Below are 22,573 nucleotides of genomic sequence, written 5' to 3'. Positions count from 1 at the left end.
GCAGGAGCCGGCCAAGAGATGAGATTGATGGGATTGGACTACGGCGACCGCAACATTGGTGTCGCCGTAAGCGATGCGTTTCGCTGGACCGCTCAAGGTAATTGCGTCATCGAGCGTAGACGAGACGGCGGCGAGTTTGACCGTATTGCCGACCTGGTGAAAGAACATGAGGTTAGTGAAATTGTTGTTGGACTGCCAAAAAATATGAATGGAACGATTGGTCCACGAGGCGAGATCAGTATTGCATTTGCAGAACAGATTCAGCAGAAACTGAACATACCTGTTCACCTTTGGGATGAAAGGCTGACAACGGTAGCTGCCGAACGAACGCTTATCGAAGCGGACGTCAGCCGGAAGAAGCGAAAACTAGTTATAGACAAAATGGCGGCGACGCTCATTTTGCAAAATTATCTCGATTCTAAAGCGAAAAGGTGAGGGTAAAGATGACAAAGGACGATCTAGAGTTTGAAGAGCCGGAAATAATTTATATTCCGGATGAGGATGGAAACGAAGAGGAATTCGAAGTCATCATGAAGTTTGAGGTTGATGATTCTGATCAGAAATACATGATGGTTGTTCCGCTCGCTGGAGAAAATGATGAAGAAGATGAAGTATACGCTTTTCGCTATGAAGAAGAAGGCGATGATTTGAAGCTGTATACCATTGAAGACGAGGAAGAATGGAACATGGTCGAGGAAACGTTCAATACGTTACTCGGTGAATTGGAGGAAGAAAGCTAATGTCAGGCACCGAGAAAGATGTGCCAAAAACGTTAAACAGCTTAAAAAACGCGTTTGGCGATGATATAGAATTAATTGATGAAGATGGCGGGTCGGAGTTTTTTAATATTAAAGCGGAATTCCAACTTGGCGACAAAGTATATGCTGCTCTTCAGTCAGATGCAATGCGTAGTGAAGATGAGGTTGAGCTTTTCCGAGTGATTGAGACGGATGGCGAGCCACAGCTCGAAACCATTGAAGAAGATGAAGAATGGGAAGCTGTTTCAGAAGCATATGATGATCTATTGTTTGCAAATGATGAAAGGCCTTAACTGGCTGCAAGGCGGTTATGCAATAGACAAAAGGGCGGCTTATAGCCGCTCTTTTGTTCGATAATAGACATCAAACCAATGAATATAGAATATATAGGGGGACCAAGGTTGGGAAAATTCGAAAAGCAGCAGGGTCAGTGGGATCAACAATCACAGTCGTCTGGTCCAACACGCGGTCGGATTACAATGTGGGTTATTTTAAGCCTGCTCGGCATAATGATTGTAGGCGCGGGAAGTGTCGCGTTATATGTATGGAGCAATTTGCAGCCGACAGAAAAGGGCAGCACGTTGAAGTTTGAGGTCACAAAAGGGATGTCTGCCAATGATGTTTCAGAAACGCTCTATGAGCAAGGTATTATTAAAAACTCATTTATATTTAAATATTATTTAAAGCTTAAAGATGAAGGCTCGCGCTTCCAAGCTGGTATCTATGAGCTTAATCCAGGAATGGACAAAGATGCGATAATCGCCAAGCTTAATGCGGGGGATACTGTAGCTGCAGAGACTATCCGTTTCACTATTCCGGAAGGGTTTACAGTTCTGCAAATTGCGGATAAGCTTGCTGAGCAAAAACTGATTAATAAAGAAAAATTTATTAGTCTGATTGCGACACATACAGCATGGGGTGACGCTGAAGCTGTAAGATCCATTCCCGAGAGAGACGATCTTCATCAACGATTGGAAGGATATTTATTCCCAGAAACGTATGAGATGAAGATTGGCAGTACAGAAGAGGACATTATAAAACGTATGACTTTGGAATTGGATCGTAAGCTTGCTGAGCTTCCAGAAGATTGGCAGGATGTACTTGCAGAGAAGAAACTGTCGCTTCATGACCTGCTTACGATCGCATCGTTAGTTGAACGCGAGGTTGTCGTTGATACAGAGCGAGCGTTAGTAGCTGGTGTTATTTATAACCGAATTGCGGATGATATGCCGCTGCAAATAGATGCAACAGTGCAGTATTCACTAGACAAGCCTAAGGAACGATTGTATGAAAAGGATTTATTGGTAGAGGGGCCTTATAATACGTATAAAGTTAAAGGCTTGCCTCCAGGACCAATTGCCAGCCCAAGCTTGGCTTCGATCGAGGCTGCCTTGTACCCAGAGAAATCCGACTATTTATTTTATGTGACCAAAAAAGACGGTAGTCAAACACACTTGTTTGCGAAGTCGTATAAAGAGCATTTGAAAAACATTGAAAAAAGCAATAAGACAGCTGGTTAAACAAGAGGTTGATTTCGTCGGACCTCAAGTGATTTATTTTAAATAGACCGCTTAACCAGTTAAACCGATGGATATGATGCATAAGAAGATTTGGGATAACTAATAGAAAGTCAATCATGCAAGAGCCTTATTTCACATGTGAAATAAGGCTCTTTTTTTATTGTTTATATATTACAAATTGACGAGCTATTGCCGATATAAAAGGAAGGCTGTAAATACATATAGCAATTTTTTATTAATATTTGTTATTGGAATGAATTCATACAAACATATAATCTTAGAGGCGGTGTCTTTCTTAATGAGTAACCCAGAGGAACAAAAGAAAAAGAATAAAAAGAAGCAAGATGGAGTAAGTGAGACGCAATCAGATTTTTCGGTGAAAGCGCAGTCAAGTAAAAAGGCGATCTCACAAATAGCGAAGATGGCTTCAACCTCTTTTAAGGATACAAAGCTATCTAATCCGATTAAGTCAGTAGGTATGAAACTGTTTTTAATCATTTTTTGCAGCATTATCGCATGTGTATTGTCGGTAGGTCTCTTAGCATACTCACAAGCTAAGTCAATTGTGGAGAAGAAAGTTTCAGAGGCCAGTTATCAAACCGTTAGACAAGTAGCGAGCAATATGGATACTATTTACAAAACATATGAAGATTTATCTCTACAAATCATCATAGATAAAGATTTTCATGAGATTGTGAATACCCTAGCTGATGGTAAAGATGATTATTCAAAATTTGAAGCTAATCGTAAGTTAGCCGACAAGCTAAGTTCTTATTCGATGAGTAATAGTACGATTAGTGGAATCGTTCTGATGCCACTTGATAAAAAATTAAGTATAGTAACTTCAGGCTCAACATCGGCAAGCAAGGCTGAAATGTTGCTCGATTCCGATTGGTATAAGAAGACTGTGGAGTTAAATGGCAAAACGTATTGGATCCCACCGCAGCCGGAAGGACTAACAAGTCAAGGCGGTGTGCCCGTGATCGGCTTAAGTCGTGTCATTAGAGATGCTACGACTAACAATGCTACTTACGTATTGTTAATGGAAATTTCGGAGAGCACAATAACAAAGCGTTATAGCGATGTTGTACTAGGTGAAGGCAGTCAAATATTCATCATGGATGCAGAAGGGAATTATATAACAAACGACAATCCTGAGTTAGTAGGTAAGAAAAGCAGTATCGTTCTTCCATCAGAAGGTGAGAAAGAATTAGAGGGATCTTTGAAAACGAAAGCTGATAATGGCGAATCGATACTAGCTGCATATAAAGAGTTTGATACGATGAATTGGAAACTTATAGGTACAATACCTGTCAATGAGCTAGTTAAGGACGCTAAGAGCATTCAAAATATGACTTGGATTACCGTGTTTTTTGCAGCTATCTTAGCAATAGCTATCGGTATGGTTGTTATCATAGATATTTCAAGACCTCTCGTAAAAATTAAAAACTTGATGAATGAAGGAGCTAGAGGCAATCTAACCGTTCGTTCCAATTTGAATAAGCGTCAGGATGAGATTGGTGAGCTAAGTGCAAGCTTTAATCAGATGATGACGCAAATTACTGCTTTGGCTGAGCAAACCACTCGTTCAGCTGCGGATGTCCTTATTACAGCAACTGATCTTAGTGACGCTTCGAAGAAAACAGCGATTTCTGCCAAAGAAATTGCAGTTGCGACAGAAGAGATTGCAAGTGGAGCAACTAGCCTAGCCGTTGAAGCGGAGAGAGGTACTGATTTAACCGGCAACATTAATGATCAAATGAAGAAAGTAATCGTTGCTAATCAGGAAATGGTTCGTTCGGCATCAGATGTCGAGAAAGCAAGCGAGCAGGGCACAACGTATATGGGAGTTCTCATTCAAAAAACGGGCATGACAGAAGAGATGACTCGCTCTATGGTAGAGAAGGTAGACGCACTGAAGGAGAGCACGAGCTCTATCGTTAAAATATTGGATGTGCTTAACAGTATAACGAAGCAAACGAATATTTTATCATTGAATGCGACGATTGAGGCTGCTCGTGCAGGTGCTGCGGGTAAAGGATTCATGGTGGTAGCTGATGAAATTCGCAAGCTCGCTGATCAATCACGTCAATCGATTGATGTCGTAGGGCAGATTACAGCGAAAATTCAATTTGAAATCGATGAGACAGTTCATGTACTCTCAGATGCTTATCCTCTCTTTCAGGAGCAAATTGAATCGGTTAAAGAAGCGAATCAAATTTTCTTGACCGTCCAAGGCCAGATGAGTCAATTTGTTGAAAATCTTGATCTTGTTACAAATTCAATCAACCAACTCGATGAATCACAAAACGTATTAGCGGAAGCGATGACTAATGTGAGCGCTGTTGCTGAAGAATCGTCAGCCACTTCGGAGGAAGTTGCTTCATTAAGTACGGAACAGCTTAATATTAGTGATAGCATGGTTCAACTTTCAGAGAAGCTTGATTCCGTATCACGCGAGCTGAAGGATTCGTTGTCACAGTTTAAAATTCAATAACAGTATAAATTCGAATAGTGTTGTATCAGAAGAGAGTTGTTCAGGCGAATATCGCTGAATGACTCTTTTTTTTTATAAGAAACTGTTTGCCTGTTGATTATATCTATTGTTCGCACGTATCTTGGAACATCGAATTGTTAACAAATTAACGCTTTTGTATTTCGGTTTGTGTGGAATGTGGAAGACTCCCGTTGTTTCTGTGGTGGACTCCAGTAGTTTCATTTTTTGCATTTAAATGATATCGCTGAAGCATAATCTGGGAATTAGTGTCAGGAAGTGAACTTAATTGCTGGTTTAGCTCGACCGTGCTCTCTTTCCGATGAATTAGCCGCATATTCTGAAACTAATTCGTCTCTAATACCAAAATGCCAACCATTAGTTTCAGAATGTGAAACTGATCTTAGCTTCCCTGACCGCTTGCCCTTAGGCAGCCAGGTGATTATGAAATTATCTATCGATGTTTGAATAGCGGCTGCGAAAGGGAACAATAGTCGTATAGTCATATCAAAGTTTAGGTTAAGTTATAGAGTAAGTAATGTTTAAAGAAGGGAACATCGAACATGGAACAACTACAGCATGCTTAGACGAGTATGGATAGCGGGATTGCTCATTACTTCTGTTTTGATATTGTATATGGGCCGGTTAGTGTGGCTGCAGCTTATCCCTGGCAGTGCTCCAGCTTCCAGCCATTTGAATAGCTCCAAACATACTAACTGGCAAAGGCTTTCTGTAGCACAGCGTCAGCGCCACTTACTGCTGGATACGGGCCGGGGTGATTTTTATGATCGTTATGGTTCCCCGATTACAGGAGAAACATATTCTGCTGTTGCTTTCTTTCCTGTTAGGGCGGATGTACGCGGATCTAATGAGGCTCTGACGGAGCTGTCTGAATTACTGGGGGTAACATTACAGCAATTAATTCAAAAATGGGACAAGGTGCGTGAGCCTGTATTTTGGAAGGTTGCGGGGCAACGTCAACCGATGCGTCTAACAGAAGAGCAGGCGCTGCGCATCGCGAAAATGCCTGTAAGTGGGGTGCGAGTTTTACCTTATCGTAATCGTTATTTGCAGCAGTTTGATGCGAAGCATCTTATAGGCTTTACAAGTCAGCATCCGGAATGGCTTGAGGCGATGCACCCGAAGGAATTGAAGAGCGGTAAGCGAAAGCTTACGGAGCAGGTTGGAGGAGCGGGTCTAGAGAAGTCGCTTGATAAGCTGCTGCGCGGCATAGGTGAAACGTCTGTCTCCTATTTTATAGATGGTCGAGATGTCCCGTTGCAAGGATTAGATGTACGTATCAGACAGCCAAGTAATCGGTATTATCCGCTTCGTGTAATGACGACCATTGATTTGAAGCTGCAAAATGAAATAGAAGCGTACGCGGATTCGGAAGGACTTAAGCAGGGTGCGATTGTCGTGCTTGATGCAAACAATGCTGATATTGTGGCTATGGTTTCTAGACCTAAGCTTACGCCTGACCAATTTGAATCCTCTGACGGGTCAGAGTGGGTTAACCATGCGCTTAAGACAGAAGCTCCGGGATCTGTGTTCAAGCTGGTGACGGAAGCCGCTGCTCTGGAATCAGGGGTCGTTGGCAAGCATGAGAAATTTTTCTGCAACGGAGAGTATGGGAAATATGGCTTATCCTGTTGGAAGGAAGGTGGTCATGGTATTATATCGCTTCAGGAAGGACTGGCACAGTCCTGTAATATTGTTTTTGCGACAATTGCTGAGCGGCTCAGAGCAGATCAGTTGCAGCGCACCGCGGACATTCTAGGTATTGGACACAAGGCTGGCTGGCATCGTGATCGTTCATTTGGACCATTTGATGTTCCACTCCGTTTGCTAGGGGAAGAGGAAGCGGGGCGATTGTTTGCTGGTGTGGGGGCCATGCAAGGCGACATGGTGAAGCGAGGGCCCCAAGCGAATGAATTGGGACAGGGCAAGAGCCATGTGAAGCGAGGGTCCCAAGCGAATGAGTCGGGGCAGGGCAAGAACGATGTGAAGCGCGATAAGTATGGACAGGTCGGAGAAGTAATGGATGATACTAAGCGAGATATGAGTAGGTTGAGTGAAGCGGTAGCAAGTAATGCGAAGCGAGCAGCCGTGCTCTCGGCGATAGACGGCGGCGTCCTCGCGCAAAGCGGAATTGGGCAGCGTGATGTAAGGATGTCGCCGCTTCAGGTGGCAAATCTGATTGTAACGCTGCTGAATGAGGGGCGCGTGATGGAGCCGCGCCTAGTAAGTGAGATCCGCTATGCTAATGGCCAGCGGATGGTGAAGCTGCCCGCGCAGCGCGCGCAAAAGGGCGGCGGCCGAATCAGGCCGGCCACTGCCCATGTGCTGCTGCGCGGCATGCAGGCGGTCGTCGACCATGGAACCGGTCGATCGATCCGCCAAGGGCAGTGGGCGGTGGCCGGCAAATCCGGCACCGCCCAAACGACGCAGGCCGGAATCGCACGCAACCACCAGTGGTTTGCGGGCTACGGCCCGCTCAAGTCGCCGCGCTACGCTATCGCGGTGCTTGCAGAGAATAGGTCGCCTGGAAGCGCACATCAGGCGACTAAGCTTTTCCGCGGCGTCATGGAAATCGCCGCAGACAGCAAAGAAGGCCCACACTAACCAGTGGGCCTTCTTTGCTGTTCACTATGCCACTTCTCACCTAAAGGTGATTACAAAACAACTTCTCAGAATCTGAGTGTTTGTTCTTCATTCCTCACCTTAAAGGTGATTACAAAACAACTTCTCAGAATCTGAGTGTTTGTTCTTCCTTCCGCGCTGAAAGGTTGTTTATTTTTCGGTGCGGATATCGCTTTCTTCATTCGCAGGTATATCGCTTACTTTATCATCAAACTCACCCTGCGGGGTACGGATCCAACGGTGGAAATAACCCTGCTCGTAAAGCGACTTGAGTAATATCATAAGAATCGGCGAAAGGATTACTCCTGAAATGCCGAACAGCTTCAATGAAATAATCATAAAAGCGAGCATTGTAAACGCGGATACGCCTAAGGAGTCTCCTGTTATTTTCGGTTCAAGTATTTGACGTGTAAGCACGACGACGAGAAAGAGTGCAGACAGCCATATCGCGAGTGATATTTTACCGACAATAATCAAATAAACGATCCAAGGTATAAATACAGTGCCTACTCCGAGCAGCGGCAAAATATCGAAAATAGCGGCCACGACTGAAATAACAAACGCATTCTCTACACCGAGCAGAATTAACGCGATAAGTATAACGATAAACGTAATACTTATCATTTTGGCCTGTGCTTTTATGTAGAGGGCAATACCTTTAAAGACGTTGTTTCGTAAAAAGAAAAAAGCTTGTTTAAATGTATTTGGTGTTTTATCATCTGCTGTTTTTTTCCAAGTAGTAATTTCGATGCTTAAGAAATAAGCTAAAATAATACCAATTACAAAATTAAAAACAAAATTAGAGACGGAAGAAACGTAGCCGACTATATTTAGCAATATGGCCTGTGCAAATTTTTGCAAAGTAGCAGTTGCGCCTGCGATCAAATCCGTTGCTCTATTGACCAAATCAAGTTTAGGATTAAACGTGGGAAATCTTTCCTGCACTTCTTCCGTTATCGTTGCGATTTGCTCCTTAAGCATTTCCTGGTATTTTGGCAGATCGCTGACAAGCTCAGTACCCTGCTTAGTCAGAAGATAAGCAATTCCTGAGAAGGCGCTTAGTATGACCAGTGTAAATACCAGCACAGAGATGCCGGACGCGATTGATTTTTTCATACCGATCTTATTAAGTCGTCTCGCTAAAGGTTCAATACATAAAAAAATGAGAAAAGAAAAGAATATTGGGGTCGCAATTTTGTAGAGATAACTAAAAGAATACATGATCAAATATACAGTGAGGGCTATGAGAGCAATGTCAAAAGCGGTACGCCAATACTTTTTGTAAAATGGCAGCATAGTCAATCTCCTTCAATTTCTAATATAATAGCTCAAGTACCTTATTACCATTATCTTATTTCCATAAAGATTGTACTATAGTTTTTTAAAAAAAGCCTATTTATTATCGTAATATGCTACAATTAAAGCTATTGTTGTTGTTTTGTACCGCTATTCATTCGTCGACTAAATCATATAACGGTGGGGAAAACAAATGGAAAATTTGATGCTGTGGGGATTGTATGTAGCTACTTTTTATGCTTTTCTCCCCGGCCTAATTAGCCGTACCTTCGGCTTTCGTGTTTTCAAAAAAGGCCGAGTAGAGAAAGAGATTTCCCTTACGTTCGATGATGGTCCTGATCCGCATTATACGCCGCTATTGCTCGATTTACTTGCTCGATACGATGCGAAAGCAACTTTTTTTGTTGTTGGTTCGCATGCGGAGGGGCATCCGGAAATATTGCAGCGGATGAAGGCTGAAGGACATGTTATCGGTATTCATAATTACGTTCACAAATCGAATTGGATAATGCGTCCTCGGGCCGTTAAACGTCAAGTCGAACGTACTGCCGATATCATTGAAAGTGCAACGGGTATGCGTTCGACATACTATCGACCGCCATGGGGAATCGTAAACGTATTCGACTACGCAAATTTAGGTCATTTTCACATTATTTTATGGTCTGCCATATTTGGGGATTGGCGGACTAGACTTGGGGCAGAACGGCTTGAGAAGCGGATGATGAAGAAGCTTCGGCCAGGAGAGGTTTTGCTGTTGCATGATTGCGGTATGACGTTTGGGGCTGACAAGCATGCTCCGCAAAATATGTTAATAGCACTAGAGTCCTATTTAGAAGAAGGAACAAAACGAGGACTCCGATTTGTCGGAATTGAACAATTAATGAAGCTGACCGATCAAGCACGAGCTATTCATACAACGATTTGGAAGAAAATGATTATTTCTTTATGGCTGCTATGGGAAAGAGCATTTCACTTTGCATTCCGATTGAATCGAGTGGGAGTCGCAGAGGACCCCGCCTTTCATTACCGTGTTACTACGTATAACGGCGAAGCGTTAGACTTTGCTGAAGGTGGTCGAATTCAAAAGGGTGATCGTGTCGCTGAACTTCATTTTGATAATAAAAAATTATCCTCTATCGCAGCGACTTCAAGATCGCCAGTTGCAACTGGAATACGAATGCTTAGAGAGGTTGAGCAGGCGCTTCCGTTGCTTGCTAATCAGCTTGCAGAAGACAAAGATGCGGATGATATTATAGCGGTATATGGTGTGACGATGATACATCGGGGGGCAGACCGGCTTGGATTTGAGATCTTTAAACTGCCGGACGGATGGTTTGCTCGTTTTACTCGGATTTACTTGCGTGTCCTTATTAGAACTCTTACTAAGCCAGATAAAACAGCAAAAAATAAGCAGCGAAGAGATACAATATCACCAAGAATGCTGCTCATGCCAGTCGCTACTATTAGACGTTATGCCACCGTGCAAGAGACCAAAATGCATGAAGAGGCTGAACGATTAAGCGACGTGGTTGAACGTTCCATTAGTGCAGCTGCCGACGAAGCTGCTCAGTTGGGTACAAAAACAACAGCGATTTGATTGGGATGGGTTTCATTAAATATATGCATGAAAAAAGGAGTGCCACTGTTACCAGTAGGCACTCCTTTTATTTGTATTTGTCTTACATTTTCATAACGCCGCCAGTGCTGGCGGATGTTACAAGGTGGGCATAACGGGCAAGGTAGCCACGTTTGATTTTTAGTTCGAAGCCTTTCCATTCGGAACGGCGTTTCGCGAACTCTTCATCACTAATAAGTAGATCCATTGTACGGTTGTTCATATCGATTTCGATAATATCGCCATCTTGAACAAATGCAATTGGACCGCCCTCAGCAGCTTCTGGGGAAGCGTGGCCGATGCTTATTCCGCGTGATGCGCCGGAGAAGCGACCGTCAGTTACGAGTGCTACTTTAGCGCCAAGTCCCATACCAACGATTTGTGATGTAGGAGCAAGCATTTCCGGCATACCTGGGCCGCCGCGAGGTCCTTCATAACGAATAACGACAACATGGCCTTCTTTTACTTTGCCGTTAGCGATGCCGTGAAGGGCTTCATCCTGTGAATCAAAGCAAATTGCTGGACCTTTATGATAGCCGCCAACTGATTTGTCTACTGCGCCTGTTTTGATAATTGCACCGTTAGGAGCAAGGTTACCGAACAGAACAGCCAAACCGCCGCGTGCGGTATGTGGATTATCAATGGTACGAATAACGTCTGTATCTTGAATTTCACAGCCCATTACATTTTCACGCAATGTTTTGCCAGTAACTGTCATGCAGTCGCCGTGCAATGCGCCTTCCTTCTTAAACAATTCGTTTAGAACAGCACTGACACCGCCTGCATTGTGGACATCCTCAATGTGGTAGTCGGATGCTGGTGCGATTTTAGCAAGATGCGGCACGCGCTCAGCAACTTCATTGATACGTTCAATCGGATAATCAATACCAGCTTCATGTGCGATTGCAAGCGTATGAAGTACGGTATTTGTGGAACCGCCCATAGCCATATCAAGCGCAAATGCATTGTCGATCGTATCCTTTGTAACGATATCACGAGGTTTAATATCCAACTCGATGATTTTCATAAGCTGACGAGCAGCTTCTTTAACAAACTCTTTACGTTCTGGAGCAACTGCAAGAATTGTACCGTTTCCTGGCAGAGCAAGTCCAAGACCTTCAGCCAAACAGTTCATGGAATTAGCTGTAAACATACCGGAGCAAGATCCACAAGTAGGACAACCGAACTGTTCAAGTTCCATTAGCTGTTCATCATTAATTTGTCCGGCTTGGTGAGCGCCTACACCTTCGAATACGCTGGAAAGTGAGATCGAACGACCATCTGAGGTTTTGCCTGCTTTCATTGGTCCACCGCTTACAAGCATCGTTGGAATGTTAACGCGAAGCGCGCCCATAATCATACCTGGTGTAATTTTGTCGCAGTTGGGAATACAAACCATACCATCGAACCAATGTGCATTAACTACTGTCTCAATGGAATCGGCAATGATTTCACGACTTGCAAGGGAATAACGCATACCAATGTGGCCCATAGCAATTCCGTCATCGACACCGATTGTATTGAATTCGAAAGGAACGCCGCCTGCTTCACGAATGGCATCTTTTACGATCTTACCAAATTCCTGCAAATGCATATGACCTGGAATGATATCAAGATACGAGTTACAGACCGCGATAAACGGCTTGTTGAAATCTTCCTCTTTTACGCCTGCTGCACGTAATAAGCTGCGGTGCGGTGCGCGGTCGAAACCTTTTTTGATCATGTCTGAACGCATTCTTTTTGTCGCCATGATAGTGCCTCCTGAGAGTGAGTTAATTGATGGTTACGGAAGAAATGGAATTATTACTTCCGAAATCATTCATTTCGTATGATGAAGCAAAAGCAGCTTCGATTAAATGAGTGAATGAGTATTTTAAATAATGAATAACTTCAATTTTATCACAATGGACAGGCGTTGGCTACAATTTGAAACGGCTGTCATTTTGCTGTGGCCGTCCTTAATTATCTAATTAACGGCGTTAACTTAATGTTAGATTAATTGGCTGCTTCTAAAGGGAGTGATCAAGTCATCCGTACATCTGTGTTGCGGGCTTCATTTGCCTATCAGAATGAGGTGACGATACTCGCGAGCAAGTATCATACTGCACCGATAAAAATTGCGAAGACATTTCCGCTTGATGGTCAGCTAGCCGTTATCGTCATGTATGTATCACCGGGTTTGCTAGCAGGTGATCGTTAAGAACTGGAATGGGTATTAAGTCGCCGCTCGCATGTCATGATTACAAATCAATCGTACATGAAGGTTCATCCTAGTATGGCGAGCTGCAGCTCGTCTATGATACAGACCTTTAAAGTGAATGAATCTGCTATTGTAGAGCATATGCCTGAACCGCTTATGCTTTACAAAAATGCATCGTTTCAGAATGAGACCTTTGTTGAGTTAAAAAGAGGCTCAGTATGGATGCAAGCGGAGGTGCTCTGCCCGGGCAGAACTCTACGCGGTGAGCAATTTGACTATCAAAGCTATCGCAATACACTGACTGTCCGATATGAAGATGAGCTTATTTTCATGCAGCGTCAACGAATTGAACCAGCTATTCATGCGATTCAAGCGCCTGGCTGCTTGGATGAGCTTACCCATCTTGCGGCGTTTTATATTTTTTCTGATAAGCTAAGCATTGTTCATTTGGAACTCATTCAACAGAAGCTGGAGGACTATAAGTCACCTTTCGGTCATGTTGTCATCGCTGGAGCCTCCATGACATATCGTTACGGAATTGCTGTATCTGCTGCCTCAACTGCTGCATGGCCTCTTCAGCAGCTTATGCGAGAGGTTTGGAATACGATAAGGGAAGTCATACTCGATATGCCACCGCTTCACTTCCTTCAATGATCATCTATTAATGTCGATTTCTAAGCTGTCTCACATGGCAAATCCATGGGGGTCGGCTTATTTTCGTTAGTTATTTCATAAGTTATTTGGTTTACTGAACGACGTAATCGGTCAAAGTGTGTTAAGCTTGTGTATGGGTATGCATAAATTGACGTAAAGTCGTCGATCCCTATCATTTTGCAGCAACCAGCTGTTTAAGCCGGAATGTGAAGGCGGTGTTATAAGTTGGAGAAATTAGAGGAAGTCGATTTAGGAAAGCTAGAATTAATGCGGGAACTAGACGAATCGTTTCGTCAAGTACGAAGGTTATTACTTGCTGAATGGAACAATTATAATGTGCATGGATTGGGATTAACCCACGGCAAGATGCTCACCATATTATCACAAAGCGGTGCGCAAAAAGCATCTGTTTTGGCAGAGGGGCTAATGATTACAAGTGGGGGAGCTACGGGTATTGCTGATCGACTAATTGATCTTGGCTATATTAAGCGAGAGCGAAGCGAGCAGGATCGCCGTATCGTGATGCTGGACATAACGGAGGAAGGTAAGAAGGCTGTTATTCTTATCGAGACTGTGCGCAATAAGCTTATGCGTAAGTTGTTTGAAGGCATGTCTGAAGCTAGTATGGAGCAAGGTATTCGTTTGTTCGAGCAAATGAAAAGCAATATGACTGCTTCTGATAAGTAGCATATTCGATGAGACGCTATAGGCGTTGGAAAAAGGGCCATTCCTGAAAAGCAGTATGCTGCTTTTTAGAAATGACCCTTTTTTGAAGGACGGCGACAGCCGTTTACGCTTGATATATAAGAATTTATAAGTTTTCACTTATAAATGTGCTTATATATCTCCGCGAAACGAATGCTTTTGCCAAAGAGGACGGCGACAGCCGTTTACGCTTGTTCGATTGCGATTATTTGCCGGATAGCTTATTAACTAACACGTCACTTGGAACTTTGGGTCCGCCGTTTATTCTCTTTAAGCCGAACAGAGTACGAGGATCTCCTTTTACAAGCTCGTTAATGCCAGAAGTGGTTGTTAATGTTACGCGATAACCCATATCCTTCAGCAATTGCTCGGAGAGATGAGAATAATAGCCGAATGGATAAGTGAACACTTTGACATCATTGCCAATAAGCGTCTCGATCTTCTCTTCCATTCCGCCGATATCCTGTATGAATGCTTTGCTGTACGCCCCATTCGTTTCGTTATCCAACTGCAAAATACCAGATCTCGTAGATGCTGGAGAATCCTCAGTTACAGTTTCATGCATATCAGTTGTATGATTCTCGATTTCGATCAGGCCAGAATCATACATTTCCTTTGCTTGCTCCCATGTGAAGTGGGGGTAAAAGTTTTTGCTCGGTATTCGATGTTCATTCAATCCGACAGACCAACCTATTATAGAAATTGTAGCCTTCATATCTAATTCTTTTAAAATAGGATAGGCATATTGATAATTGCTTAAGTAACCATCATCCAGGGTGATGGCTACCGGATTTTCTGGAAGTTCTTTTTTGCCATTCACATAATTAATGATATCGTTCATAGAAACCGTATTATAGCCTGCTTGCTTAACGGCCAGCATATCACTTCTGAACTTAGCCTCTGGTGTAATAAGGTCATTCGGCTCTAACGGATCGTTATCGATATGATGATAGACGAGGATAGGTAGCTTGACCTTCTCCTTTGCTGCTGTGGCAGGCGGAGTGAAAATCTTCTCCGCATAATCTGCAGCATTCTCACTGGTCGTAAGATGTCCGAAGCTCTCTGGTACATACACATCCGGATCTTGGAAGATGTAACCGAGCATCATTTCACCAACTGTATTCCGATAATGCATCGTATCATAAAAATATCTAGGATCACCGCTAACGTTTGTATAGCCTGAGAAGTCCCAGAAATCAGTTACCTCTGCAAGCTTAGTCCAATATTGCTTAAGCGCCGACATATCGTAGCTTTGCAGCTCTTGCTCAGAAGTGGCACCTGTAATTAAGCGGAATGTTACACCGTGATCTTCCGCGTACGCCTTCATGCGTTCCAAAGAGGATACATTTTTGTCAAGAGCGGTAGCTTCTAAATTGCCGAAAGGGGCAAAAGCTTCCTTATTTGTTTTCATATATTGCTCCAGGTTATCCACCTTCTCGGCGTCACGTTTTAATTTATTGTAGACGCCTGTTTCTGGTATGAACTGCGAGTATTCGAACGGATCGATTGCTCGCTTCGCAAAGCCTTCCAGCTTTGTATAGCCGTAGGAAGGGTTCAACTTCAAATAGTCCAAGTAGAAGGAAAAACGTGATTCGCCAGACACTTTAGCATGCAGAGATTGTTTGAAATCAGTAGCCGTTTCATTATAATGGCTTATCTCCTGCAGGCTCATGTGAATGACGATGTTTTTGGGCTTGTACTGATCGACAATATAATAGAGCGTTTTTTCATAATCATGAAAATCTCCGCCATACATAAGCATGCTGTAAAATTTGGCGTCATCGCCGTAATATTTATTAAGCAGTGTTGGAGAAATGGAGCTCGATTTGGAGCCGCCGATTATATAAGAATTATATTGGTCATGGTTCTGGTCGAGATAGCCGATCTTGGCTACCCTAGGGTTGTTCACCATATTATAAGAGTGCCATTTCAGCAGCTTGTCCCCAAACACGCCAAACGGATCAACTGCCATATTAAAGCCGCCGAGCAGCAGAGCCGATAAGGCGAGAGAAGCTATGAATGCAAGGATCCATTTGTAAAATTTCATAAAATCACCTCAAAACTGAAAGTATAAAAAATTTGATACAGATGTCATTTGTGACAAGGATATGCCCAGCAGCAGGGCGGCAGCTACCGCATGACGATAGCGTGGAACGAAGTCCTTCGTTATTTCACCCGTGTTTGGAGCAAAGAAGGAAATAAGCATCGCAATAATGAGCAATAAAATGGTATAGAGATGGTAGGCTAAAAACGTTAGCAAATGTGTAAACAGCGCGTGCATATCCATGCCTGCAAAGTCTTGTAGACTAACCATAGCTCGCATGACATCTACGGCTTGAGAAGTATCTTTTGCTACAAATAGAATTCGAGTGGCTACAACACCAATGAAGGTTATTACCCAAGCGATTATGAAGGGCATCTGCCACTTTTTTCTGTACATCACATGGGAGGCACACACGAAGACGCCATTTATTACGCCCCAAAGAACAAACTTCCAGCCTGCGCCATGCCAAAATCCAGATACGAAGAAGGTAACCATTACGGCTAGATAAAAGTTAAAGCTGCCCTTGCCTTTCTTGTATACACTCCGAAAGACGTAGTCAGACAAAAATCTAGATAATGTCATATGCCATCTATTCCAATACTCGCGAAAGTTTCTTGCTTTATATGGCGAATTGAAGTTTTGCGGAAGCCTGATATTAAAGAAGAGTGCAAGACCGATCGCCATATCGGCATAACCAGATAAATCAAAATAATAGGACATGGTATAGCCAACAGATGCAAGCCAAGCGGACAAGGTGTCGCCTGCTCCTATATTAGAAAAATAACTTGCCGCATAGCCAGTCAATGGGTCTGCAAGCATGATCTTTTTGGCGCAGCCGATTGAGAAGAGAAAAATACCGAGCATCATGTTTGATCGATTAAATAAAGGTCTAGCTGTATCCTGGATTTGCGGAATAATATCAGCGTTATGAACAATTGGACCTACAATAAGCTGAGGGAAGAACGTAACAAACACAAGAAAGTCAATCACAGACGATTTTACAACCTTGTCTCTGTAGCAATCAACCAAGTAGGAGATAAGTTGAAAGGTGTAAAAGGATATTCCTAGCGGGAGAATGATATGGACGAGAGAGTAAGCTTGTCCGGTAACGAAGTTAACATTCTCGATTGCGAAATTAGCATATTTATAATAGCCAAGAAACAAAATGTTTTGCGTCAGACCTATAATGAGGAGCAAACGCTTCATACCATTTGAACCGGACTTTCCAGCCCTCAATATTTGTCTTCCTATTAAGAGATTGAAAAATATGTCGGCTACAAATATGAAGACAAACGATCCACTGCCCTGTGAATAAAAATATAGCGAGGCCAGCACAAGCCATACTTTAGCAAGGTCATTGAGCTTGAACACATTCAGGAGTCGGTACCCTAAAAATGTGATCGGAAGAAACATAAAAATAAATGCATAAGTCGAAAAAATCACATTAAAACCTTCTTTCATCCTAGTAGCTTGAAGATACCGAAACTGCTGTCGTCAATTTATAATTGTATCACCAAGTCAAAAAAAATGAAATCTCGAGCCTTTTAGACCATGTAAACGTGAATTATGTTACAAATTTGTGACTATAGTAACTTTGTTTAGTAAGTGGGCTTATTTTGTTGTAAAATAAACAAGAAATTTGTCGAAAAAATGTAATTGACAAATTCCGATAAATCCAATAGGGTTTAAATGAATAATACAATCATAGACTAGGGGAGATTTATTTGAAAAAATCAGTTGCTTTAGTATTATCGTTGTTTCTAATGGTAGCCGTGCTCGCCGCTTGTGGAGCTAATAAGAACGAAGCTGGCAAAACAAATAATGCAGCTGGCGGTGCAGAAAAGAAAAAAATCGCACTTGTGTTGCCTGAGAAAATTGGTGTTAATAAATTTTTCGTATTGATGGATGAAGGCTTCCGTAAAGCTGGCGAAGAATTCGGTGCCGACGTTAAGGTAATCGAATCTACAGATCCTGCTGGTTTTGAACAAAACCTTCGTGCAGCAGTTAGTGAAAACTATGACTTGATTATTACAGCTACATTCCAAGCAGAAGACGCATTGAACAAAGTAGCTGTTGAAAATCCGGACAAGGCATTCGCGGTAATTGATACATTTGTTGATCAACCGAATGTACGCAGCGTAATGTTCCGTGAGCATGAAGCAGCTTACCTTATGGGAGCGTTAGCTGGATTGTCAACTAAAACAAACACGGTTGGAGCAGTTGTAGCAATGGATGCTCCACTTCTTAAAAAATATACTTCAGGCTTCGAACAAGGCTTGAAAAGTACGAATCCAGAAGCAAAATTTCTAGTGAATTATGTGGGTGGCTTCGCAGATCCAGTTAAAGGTAAAGAGCTTGCTTTACTTCAACAATCTAAAGGTGCTGACTTCATCGCAGGTATGGCAGCAGTTGGCGATAATGGTGTATTCGAAGCAGCTAAAGAAAAAGGCTTCTACACATCAGGTCAAGATACTGACCGTACAGAAGAAGATCCAGAGCATATCGTCCTTTCGCAATTGAAAGGTACAGATGCAGTTGCTTACGAGACAGTTAAAGCATTCGTAGAAGGTACTTTTGAATACGGAACTGCAGACTATGGTTTGAAAGAAGACGGAGTAGGACTTACTTTTGTAACGAAAGATAGCAAGTCCCCACTTAGCGAGTTTATCGGTCAAGAAAATGTTGATAAAGTAAAAGCTATCGCAGATGACATTAAATCTGGTAAAATCGTTGTAGTAAATCCTCTCGAGCAAAAATAAGTAACAAAATGTTGTTATAGTAAGAGATGCCGGCTGCTATTTTGCAGCCGGCTTGCTCTTTGAGTGGACACTTCCTTGGGATATTCAGGAAGGTTTTTCTTGACGAAACGAGCTTGCGCCGTAAAGGCAGGCGATAGTCGTTTTCGTGTGTAAGCGATTGTAACCGGGAGTGAAAGGAGCTGAACGCCATTATGCTGTTGCAAATGGAGAGTATAACGAAAGCATATGGAAATGTAATCGCCAATAACGGCGTTGATTTCACGCTGCGCAAAGGGGAAATACATGCGCTCGTTGGTGAGAATGGGGCCGGAAAAACGACGCTTATGCGCATTCTGTACGGAATGGAAAGCCCAACAAGCGGTGAGATTAAGCTAAATGGCAAGTCGGTGTCCTTCACCAATCCTACCGATGCGATTCAGAATAAAATCGGTATGGTTCATCAGCACTTTATGCTGTTCACTTCCTTTACGATTGCTGAGAACATTGTGATTGGCCGTGAGCCTTCCAAGGGTATTGGTTTTGATCGTAAGGCAGCGGCATTAGAGACAGAGCAGCTTGGTAAGCAATATGGGATGCAAGTAGATCCATGGAAAAAGGTTGGGGATTGTTCACTTGGTGTTCAGCAGCGTGTAGAAATATTGAAGGTGCTCCATCAGGGGGCTGAAATCATTATATTGGACGAGCCGACAGGTGTATTGACGCCGCTAGAAGTGAAAGAGCTTTTGGCTGCGATTAAGGAACTGGCACGTCAGGGGAAAAGCTTTATTCTGATCAGTCATAAGCTGCAAGAAATTATGGAGGTCGCTGACCGTATTACGGTTTTGCGCGATGGCAAGGTAACCGGCACAGTTAATGCTGCCGATACGAATGAGGAACAGTTGTCACGACTTATGGTAGGCCGTGAATTAGTGAATATATCTCGTAACAAAGCTTTACCGGGTAAACCAGTTTTGGAGGTTTCAAACATCTCCATTCGCGGAACGAAAGTGAAGCCTTTGCTCGATCAAGTAAGCTTGCATGTTAACGAGGGTGAGATTGTAGGTATTGCTGGTATTTCTGGTAACGGACAATCGGAGCTGCTGCAGGCGATTTCTGGCCTAATCAAAACCGATGATGGGGCCATTAAACTGCTTGGTAGTGACATGACAGGTGCTTCTGTGAGTAAGATTCGAGAAGGGGGCCTAGCTCATATACCGGAGGATCGCTATCAGTGGGGTGTTGCAAAGGATGCGACAGTTACTGAGAATGGTTTGATGGGACATACTGGCACACATCAGAAGTATGGTATTTTGCGCGGATCTAGTATTCGCGACATGGTAGCAGAATGGGTGCAGCGGTTTGGCATAAAAACAGGCTCATTGTCAACAAAAGCACAGTTTTTGTCTGGAGGCAATTTGCAGAAGCTAATCGTTGCCAGAGAGCTTGCACAGAAGACACCATTTCTGATTGCAGCGGAGCCTACGCGCGGGGTTGACGTTGGTGCGATGGAAATAATACATGGCGAGCTTCTCAAGAAACGTGATGAGAGAGGTGCCATTTTGCTTGTTTCATCGGAGTTGACAGAAATATTAAAGCTTTCTGATCGTATTTTAGTTATGTTCGAAGGGAAAATTGTCGGCGAGCTAACTGCGGATACGGCAACGGAGGACCAAATCAGTTTGTTGATGGCAGGAGGAAAAGCAGTTGGATAAGCTGATACAATTCGGACGTTCGTTGCTGCAGCCTCTTCTGGCAATTGTCGTAGGGCTAGCGGCCGGGGCTATTGCGATTGCAGTCGTCGGCGGATCGATTACAGAAACATATGCGGAAATGTGGAAGGGCGCATTTGGCAACTTTTATYTTTTCACAAATACATTAAGCAGAGCGACGCCTATCATATTAATCGGACTTGGCGTGGCAATAGCCTTTCGAGCTGGATTCTTCAACATGGGGTCGGAGGGTCAGATGGTGCTTGGCGCATTAAGCGCAGCACTAACGGCTATTTACATGCCGGGACCAGGCTGGTTTAAGCTCACAGCAGCTATAATTGCCGGAATTATTTCCGGGGGAATATGGTCGGCATTTGCCGGCTGGCTCGATGCTAGATTTCGGATGAACCTTTTAATTACGACTTTGCTACTCAATTATATTGCTACCTTATTCGCAGGATACATTGTCTCTTACCCTTTGATGGATCGAAGCGGATCGGCAGCTATGGCTCAGACGGTAATGATCGATAAGGCAGCGTGGCTGCCGAAGTTATTCGATGGAATGAGCTTGCATGGCGGATTTATTTTTGCAATTGTAGGAGCAATATTAACCTTTTTATTTATGAAGTATACCGTTAAAGGTTATGAAATAAGAATGCTTGGCGGGAATCCGCTGTTTGCTAGCTACGGAGGAGTGAAGCGAGGTAAGTTGATGCTTCTTAGTATGTTCGTCAGCGGGGGATTCGCAGGCTTAGCAGGCTCTGTGGAAGTGTTAGGCACACAGTATCGATATCTGGATGGGGCCTTAACGACTCCAGGCTATGCCTGGTCAGGTATTATGGCGACTCTGCTTGCGGGATCTCACCCACTTGGAACGGCTTTTGCGGCTATATTGCTCGCTGCTTTGCAAACAGGCGGCATGGGTATGGAGCGCAACACGGATGTACCGCTCGAGGTTTCCAGCATTATTCAAGCGGTGCTTATCTTATTCGTATCCGCTAAGTTAACTTATTCGTTTATTAAACGCAAGAAAGCGAGGGCTTCCGATGGACCAGTTGTTTGATGTATCTCTGTTTGCTTCGACACTGCGTTTGGTTGCTCCTATCTTGTTGGCAGCGCTTGGCGGTGCGATATGCGCCCGTGTCGGCTTGTTTAATGTCGGCTTGGAAGGGCTGATGCTAACAGGAGCTTTCTCCGCAATCGTAGGCAATCACTTTACAGGTAACCTTTTTGCAGCAGTTTTAATTGCGGTTCTAAGTACGATGGCTTTTTCGATGATCTTCGCCTATATGAGTATTAACTTAAAGGCAAATGTCATAGTTGTCGGTATTTCACTTAATTTTCTCGCACTCGGATTGACAACCTTTTTGCTGCGAGCGATTTTTGATGTGAAAGGTGCTTATTACAACAAAGATATGATAGGCTTGCCGAAATGGGAAATCCCAGTGATTAAAGATATTCCTTGGCTTGGTGACGTTTTATCCGGTCATTCGCCGCTTGTCTATTTAGCTTTCATTATTGTAATTGGGCTGCAGCTGTTTTTATTCAAAACAGTGACAGGCTTCCGCCTGCTCGCAGCAGGAGAAAATCCAAGCGCGGCAAAAAGCCTTGGCATTAAAGTATCCAGGATACAATATGGCGCTGTCTTGTTGTGCGGTGTATTATGCGGCTTGGCTGGTGCGCAGCTGTCACTTGGCAATGTTACGATGTTTACCGAGGGGATGACTTCAGGAAGAGGCTTTATTGCTCTTGTTGCGACGATGCTTGGTCAGTCTAATCCAATCGGTGTTGCGGGTTCCAGTCTTTTGTTCGGTCTAATGGACGCACTTAGCATTAGGCTGCAAGGCTTTTCCGTTCCAACACATTTCACGATGATGCTGCCGTATGTGGTTACAATAGTGGCTATGTTAATCTTCAAAGACAAAAGCTATATGATGGAAGCTCGCAAAGCGAACGAAAGCTCACGTTAAGCAAAACGTTTTTAAAAATGATAAGAATTTATAAGTTTCACATTTATAATAGGCGCATAATTCACCGCGAAACGTTAGCTTCGCCGAAAAAGATGGCGACAGCCGTTTACGCTTGGAGGAGGCATACATCATGCATAACAAAGCAGAGCGTCTCAAGAAGATCAAAACAATTAAGCAGGCTGTGGTCGCACCAGAGGTAGCGCATCGCGTGCCGCCCGGTCAGACGG

Annotated in this window: 18 protein-coding genes; 14 read left to right on the top strand and 4 right to left on the bottom strand. The window is 43.5% G+C overall.

The annotated features are described in order from the left end of the window. Positions 1-18 precede the first annotated feature (18 nt). The 6 genes from ruvX (at position 19) to AC1DWN_RS07875 (ending at position 7,397) form a co-directional block, all read left to right on the top strand. Positions 19-435 carry a Holliday junction resolvase RuvX gene (ruvX, locus tag AC1DWN_RS07900; protein ID WP_477558352.1) on the top strand — a complete coding sequence of 139 codons (417 nt, stop codon included), beginning with the start codon at positions 19-21 and terminating at the stop codon, positions 433-435. Between the two features lie 8 nt (positions 436-443). Beyond that, entirely contained in the window at positions 444-740 is a 297-nt protein-coding gene (locus tag AC1DWN_RS07895; RefSeq protein ID WP_477558351.1) for a DUF1292 domain-containing protein, read from the top strand. Then, positions 740-1,051 carry a DUF1292 domain-containing protein gene (locus tag AC1DWN_RS07890; RefSeq protein ID WP_477558350.1) on the top strand — a complete coding sequence of 104 codons (312 nt, stop codon included), beginning with the start codon at positions 740-742 and terminating at the stop codon, positions 1,049-1,051. Before AC1DWN_RS07895 ends, AC1DWN_RS07890 begins: the two co-directional genes overlap by 1 nt. Before the next feature lie 186 nt (positions 1,052-1,237). Further along, positions 1,238-2,278, top strand: a complete 1,041-nt coding sequence (gene mltG, locus AC1DWN_RS07885; RefSeq protein WP_477558363.1) for an endolytic transglycosylase MltG — start codon at positions 1,238-1,240, stop codon at positions 2,276-2,278. A gap of 298 nt (positions 2,279-2,576) precedes the next feature. Continuing rightward, a complete protein-coding gene (locus tag AC1DWN_RS07880) occupies positions 2,577-4,775 on the top strand; it encodes a methyl-accepting chemotaxis protein (RefSeq protein WP_477558349.1) in 2,199 nt (732 codons plus the stop codon). A gap of 576 nt (positions 4,776-5,351) precedes the next feature. Further along, a complete protein-coding gene (locus AC1DWN_RS07875; protein ID WP_477558348.1) occupies positions 5,352-7,397 on the top strand; it encodes a peptidoglycan D,D-transpeptidase FtsI family protein in 2,046 nt (681 codons plus the stop codon). 168 nt (positions 7,398-7,565) lie between these two features. On the opposite strand, the gene ytvI is transcribed toward AC1DWN_RS07875, so the two are convergent. Further along, a complete protein-coding gene (gene ytvI / locus AC1DWN_RS07870; protein WP_477558347.1) occupies positions 7,566-8,711 on the bottom strand; it encodes a sporulation integral membrane protein YtvI in 1,146 nt (381 codons plus the stop codon). Between the two features lie 193 nt (positions 8,712-8,904). On the opposite strand from ytvI, the gene AC1DWN_RS07865 reads away from it, so the two are divergent. Then, positions 8,905-10,308 carry a polysaccharide deacetylase family protein gene (locus AC1DWN_RS07865; RefSeq protein WP_477558346.1) on the top strand — a complete coding sequence of 468 codons (1,404 nt, stop codon included), beginning with the start codon at positions 8,905-8,907 and terminating at the stop codon, positions 10,306-10,308. Positions 10,309-10,390: 82 nt separating this feature from the next. Here AC1DWN_RS07865 and ilvD read toward each other — a convergent pair whose 3' ends face one another. Then, positions 10,391-12,076, bottom strand: a complete 1,686-nt coding sequence (ilvD, locus tag AC1DWN_RS07860; protein ID WP_477558345.1) for a dihydroxy-acid dehydratase — start codon at positions 12,074-12,076, stop codon at positions 10,391-10,393. A gap of 249 nt (positions 12,077-12,325) precedes the next feature. Here ilvD and AC1DWN_RS07855 point away from each other — a divergent pair, with 249 nt between their 5' ends. The 3 genes from AC1DWN_RS07855 (at position 12,326) to AC1DWN_RS07845 (ending at position 13,867) form a co-directional block, all read left to right on the top strand. Continuing rightward, entirely contained in the window at positions 12,326-12,526 is a 201-nt protein-coding gene (locus tag AC1DWN_RS07855; protein ID WP_477558344.1) for a hypothetical protein, read from the top strand. A gap of 3 nt (positions 12,527-12,529) precedes the next feature. Beyond that, a complete protein-coding gene (locus AC1DWN_RS07850; RefSeq protein WP_477558362.1) occupies positions 12,530-13,180 on the top strand; it encodes an urease accessory protein UreD in 651 nt (216 codons plus the stop codon). Between the two features lie 225 nt (positions 13,181-13,405). Further along, on the top strand, positions 13,406-13,867 hold the full coding sequence (locus tag AC1DWN_RS07845; protein ID WP_477558343.1) for a MarR family winged helix-turn-helix transcriptional regulator: 462 nt from the start codon (positions 13,406-13,408) through the stop codon (positions 13,865-13,867). Positions 13,868-14,090: 223 nt separating this feature from the next. Here the strand turns inward: AC1DWN_RS07845 and AC1DWN_RS07840 are convergent, their stop codons facing one another. Then, the gene (locus AC1DWN_RS07840; RefSeq protein WP_477558342.1) at positions 14,091-15,932 is read right to left on the bottom strand and encodes a polysaccharide deacetylase family protein; all 1,842 of its coding nucleotides are present in this window, start codon (positions 15,930-15,932) and stop codon (positions 14,091-14,093) included. Between the two features lie 9 nt (positions 15,933-15,941). Then, positions 15,942-17,372, bottom strand: coding sequence for an MBOAT family O-acyltransferase (locus AC1DWN_RS07835; protein ID WP_477558341.1), 1,431 nt, complete (start codon positions 17,370-17,372; stop codon positions 15,942-15,944). Positions 17,373-17,653: 281 nt separating this feature from the next. Between AC1DWN_RS07835 and AC1DWN_RS07830 the strand changes: the two genes are divergently transcribed. The 4 genes from AC1DWN_RS07830 (at position 17,654) to AC1DWN_RS07815 (ending at position 22,346) form a co-directional block, all read left to right on the top strand. Then, complete coding sequence (locus tag AC1DWN_RS07830; RefSeq protein WP_477558340.1) at positions 17,654-18,688, top strand: BMP family lipoprotein; 1,035 nt, start codon at positions 17,654-17,656, stop codon at positions 18,686-18,688. A gap of 191 nt (positions 18,689-18,879) precedes the next feature. Further along, positions 18,880-20,379 (top strand): ABC transporter ATP-binding protein, encoded by a 1,500-nt coding sequence (locus tag AC1DWN_RS07825; protein ID WP_477558339.1) that lies wholly within the window; start codon positions 18,880-18,882, stop codon positions 20,377-20,379. Further along, the gene (locus tag AC1DWN_RS07820) at positions 20,372-21,439 is read left to right on the top strand and encodes an ABC transporter permease (protein WP_477558338.1); all 1,068 of its coding nucleotides are present in this window, start codon (positions 20,372-20,374) and stop codon (positions 21,437-21,439) included. Before AC1DWN_RS07825 ends, AC1DWN_RS07820 begins: the two co-directional genes overlap by 8 nt. Then, positions 21,423-22,346, top strand: coding sequence for an ABC transporter permease (locus AC1DWN_RS07815; RefSeq protein WP_477558337.1), 924 nt, complete (start codon positions 21,423-21,425; stop codon positions 22,344-22,346). Before AC1DWN_RS07820 ends, AC1DWN_RS07815 begins: the two co-directional genes overlap by 17 nt. Positions 22,347-22,573 lie beyond the last annotated feature (227 nt).

It is taken from the genome of Paenibacillus sp. P4_A7 (assembly GCF_056402455.1).
The sequence above is the reverse complement of the archived record's forward strand: the minus strand, read 5'-3'. Positions and strand labels throughout refer to the sequence as shown.

Coding starts and splice junctions, on each gene's coding strand:
- ruvX (WP_477558352.1), top strand. CDS start 19: ATGAGATTGATGGGATTGGACTACGGCGACCGCAACATTGGTGTCGCC.
- AC1DWN_RS07895 (WP_477558351.1), top strand. CDS start 444: ATGACAAAGGACGATCTAGAGTTTGAAGAGCCGGAAATAATTTATATT.
- AC1DWN_RS07890 (WP_477558350.1), top strand. CDS start 740: ATGTCAGGCACCGAGAAAGATGTGCCAAAAACGTTAAACAGCTTAAAA.
- mltG (WP_477558363.1), top strand. CDS start 1,238: ATGTGGGTTATTTTAAGCCTGCTCGGCATAATGATTGTAGGCGCGGGA.
- AC1DWN_RS07880 (WP_477558349.1), top strand. CDS start 2,577: ATGAGTAACCCAGAGGAACAAAAGAAAAAGAATAAAAAGAAGCAAGAT.
- AC1DWN_RS07875 (WP_477558348.1), top strand. CDS start 5,352: ATGCTTAGACGAGTATGGATAGCGGGATTGCTCATTACTTCTGTTTTG.
- ytvI (WP_477558347.1), bottom strand. CDS start 8,711: ATGCTGCCATTTTACAAAAAGTATTGGCGTACCGCTTTTGACATTGCT.
- AC1DWN_RS07865 (WP_477558346.1), top strand. CDS start 8,905: ATGGAAAATTTGATGCTGTGGGGATTGTATGTAGCTACTTTTTATGCT.
- ilvD (WP_477558345.1), bottom strand. CDS start 12,076: ATGGCGACAAAAAGAATGCGTTCAGACATGATCAAAAAAGGTTTCGAC.
- AC1DWN_RS07840 (WP_477558342.1), bottom strand. CDS start 15,932: ATGAAATTTTACAAATGGATCCTTGCATTCATAGCTTCTCTCGCCTTA.
- AC1DWN_RS07825 (WP_477558339.1), top strand. CDS start 18,880: ATGCTGTTGCAAATGGAGAGTATAACGAAAGCATATGGAAATGTAATC.
- AC1DWN_RS07815 (WP_477558337.1), top strand. CDS start 21,423: ATGGACCAGTTGTTTGATGTATCTCTGTTTGCTTCGACACTGCGTTTG.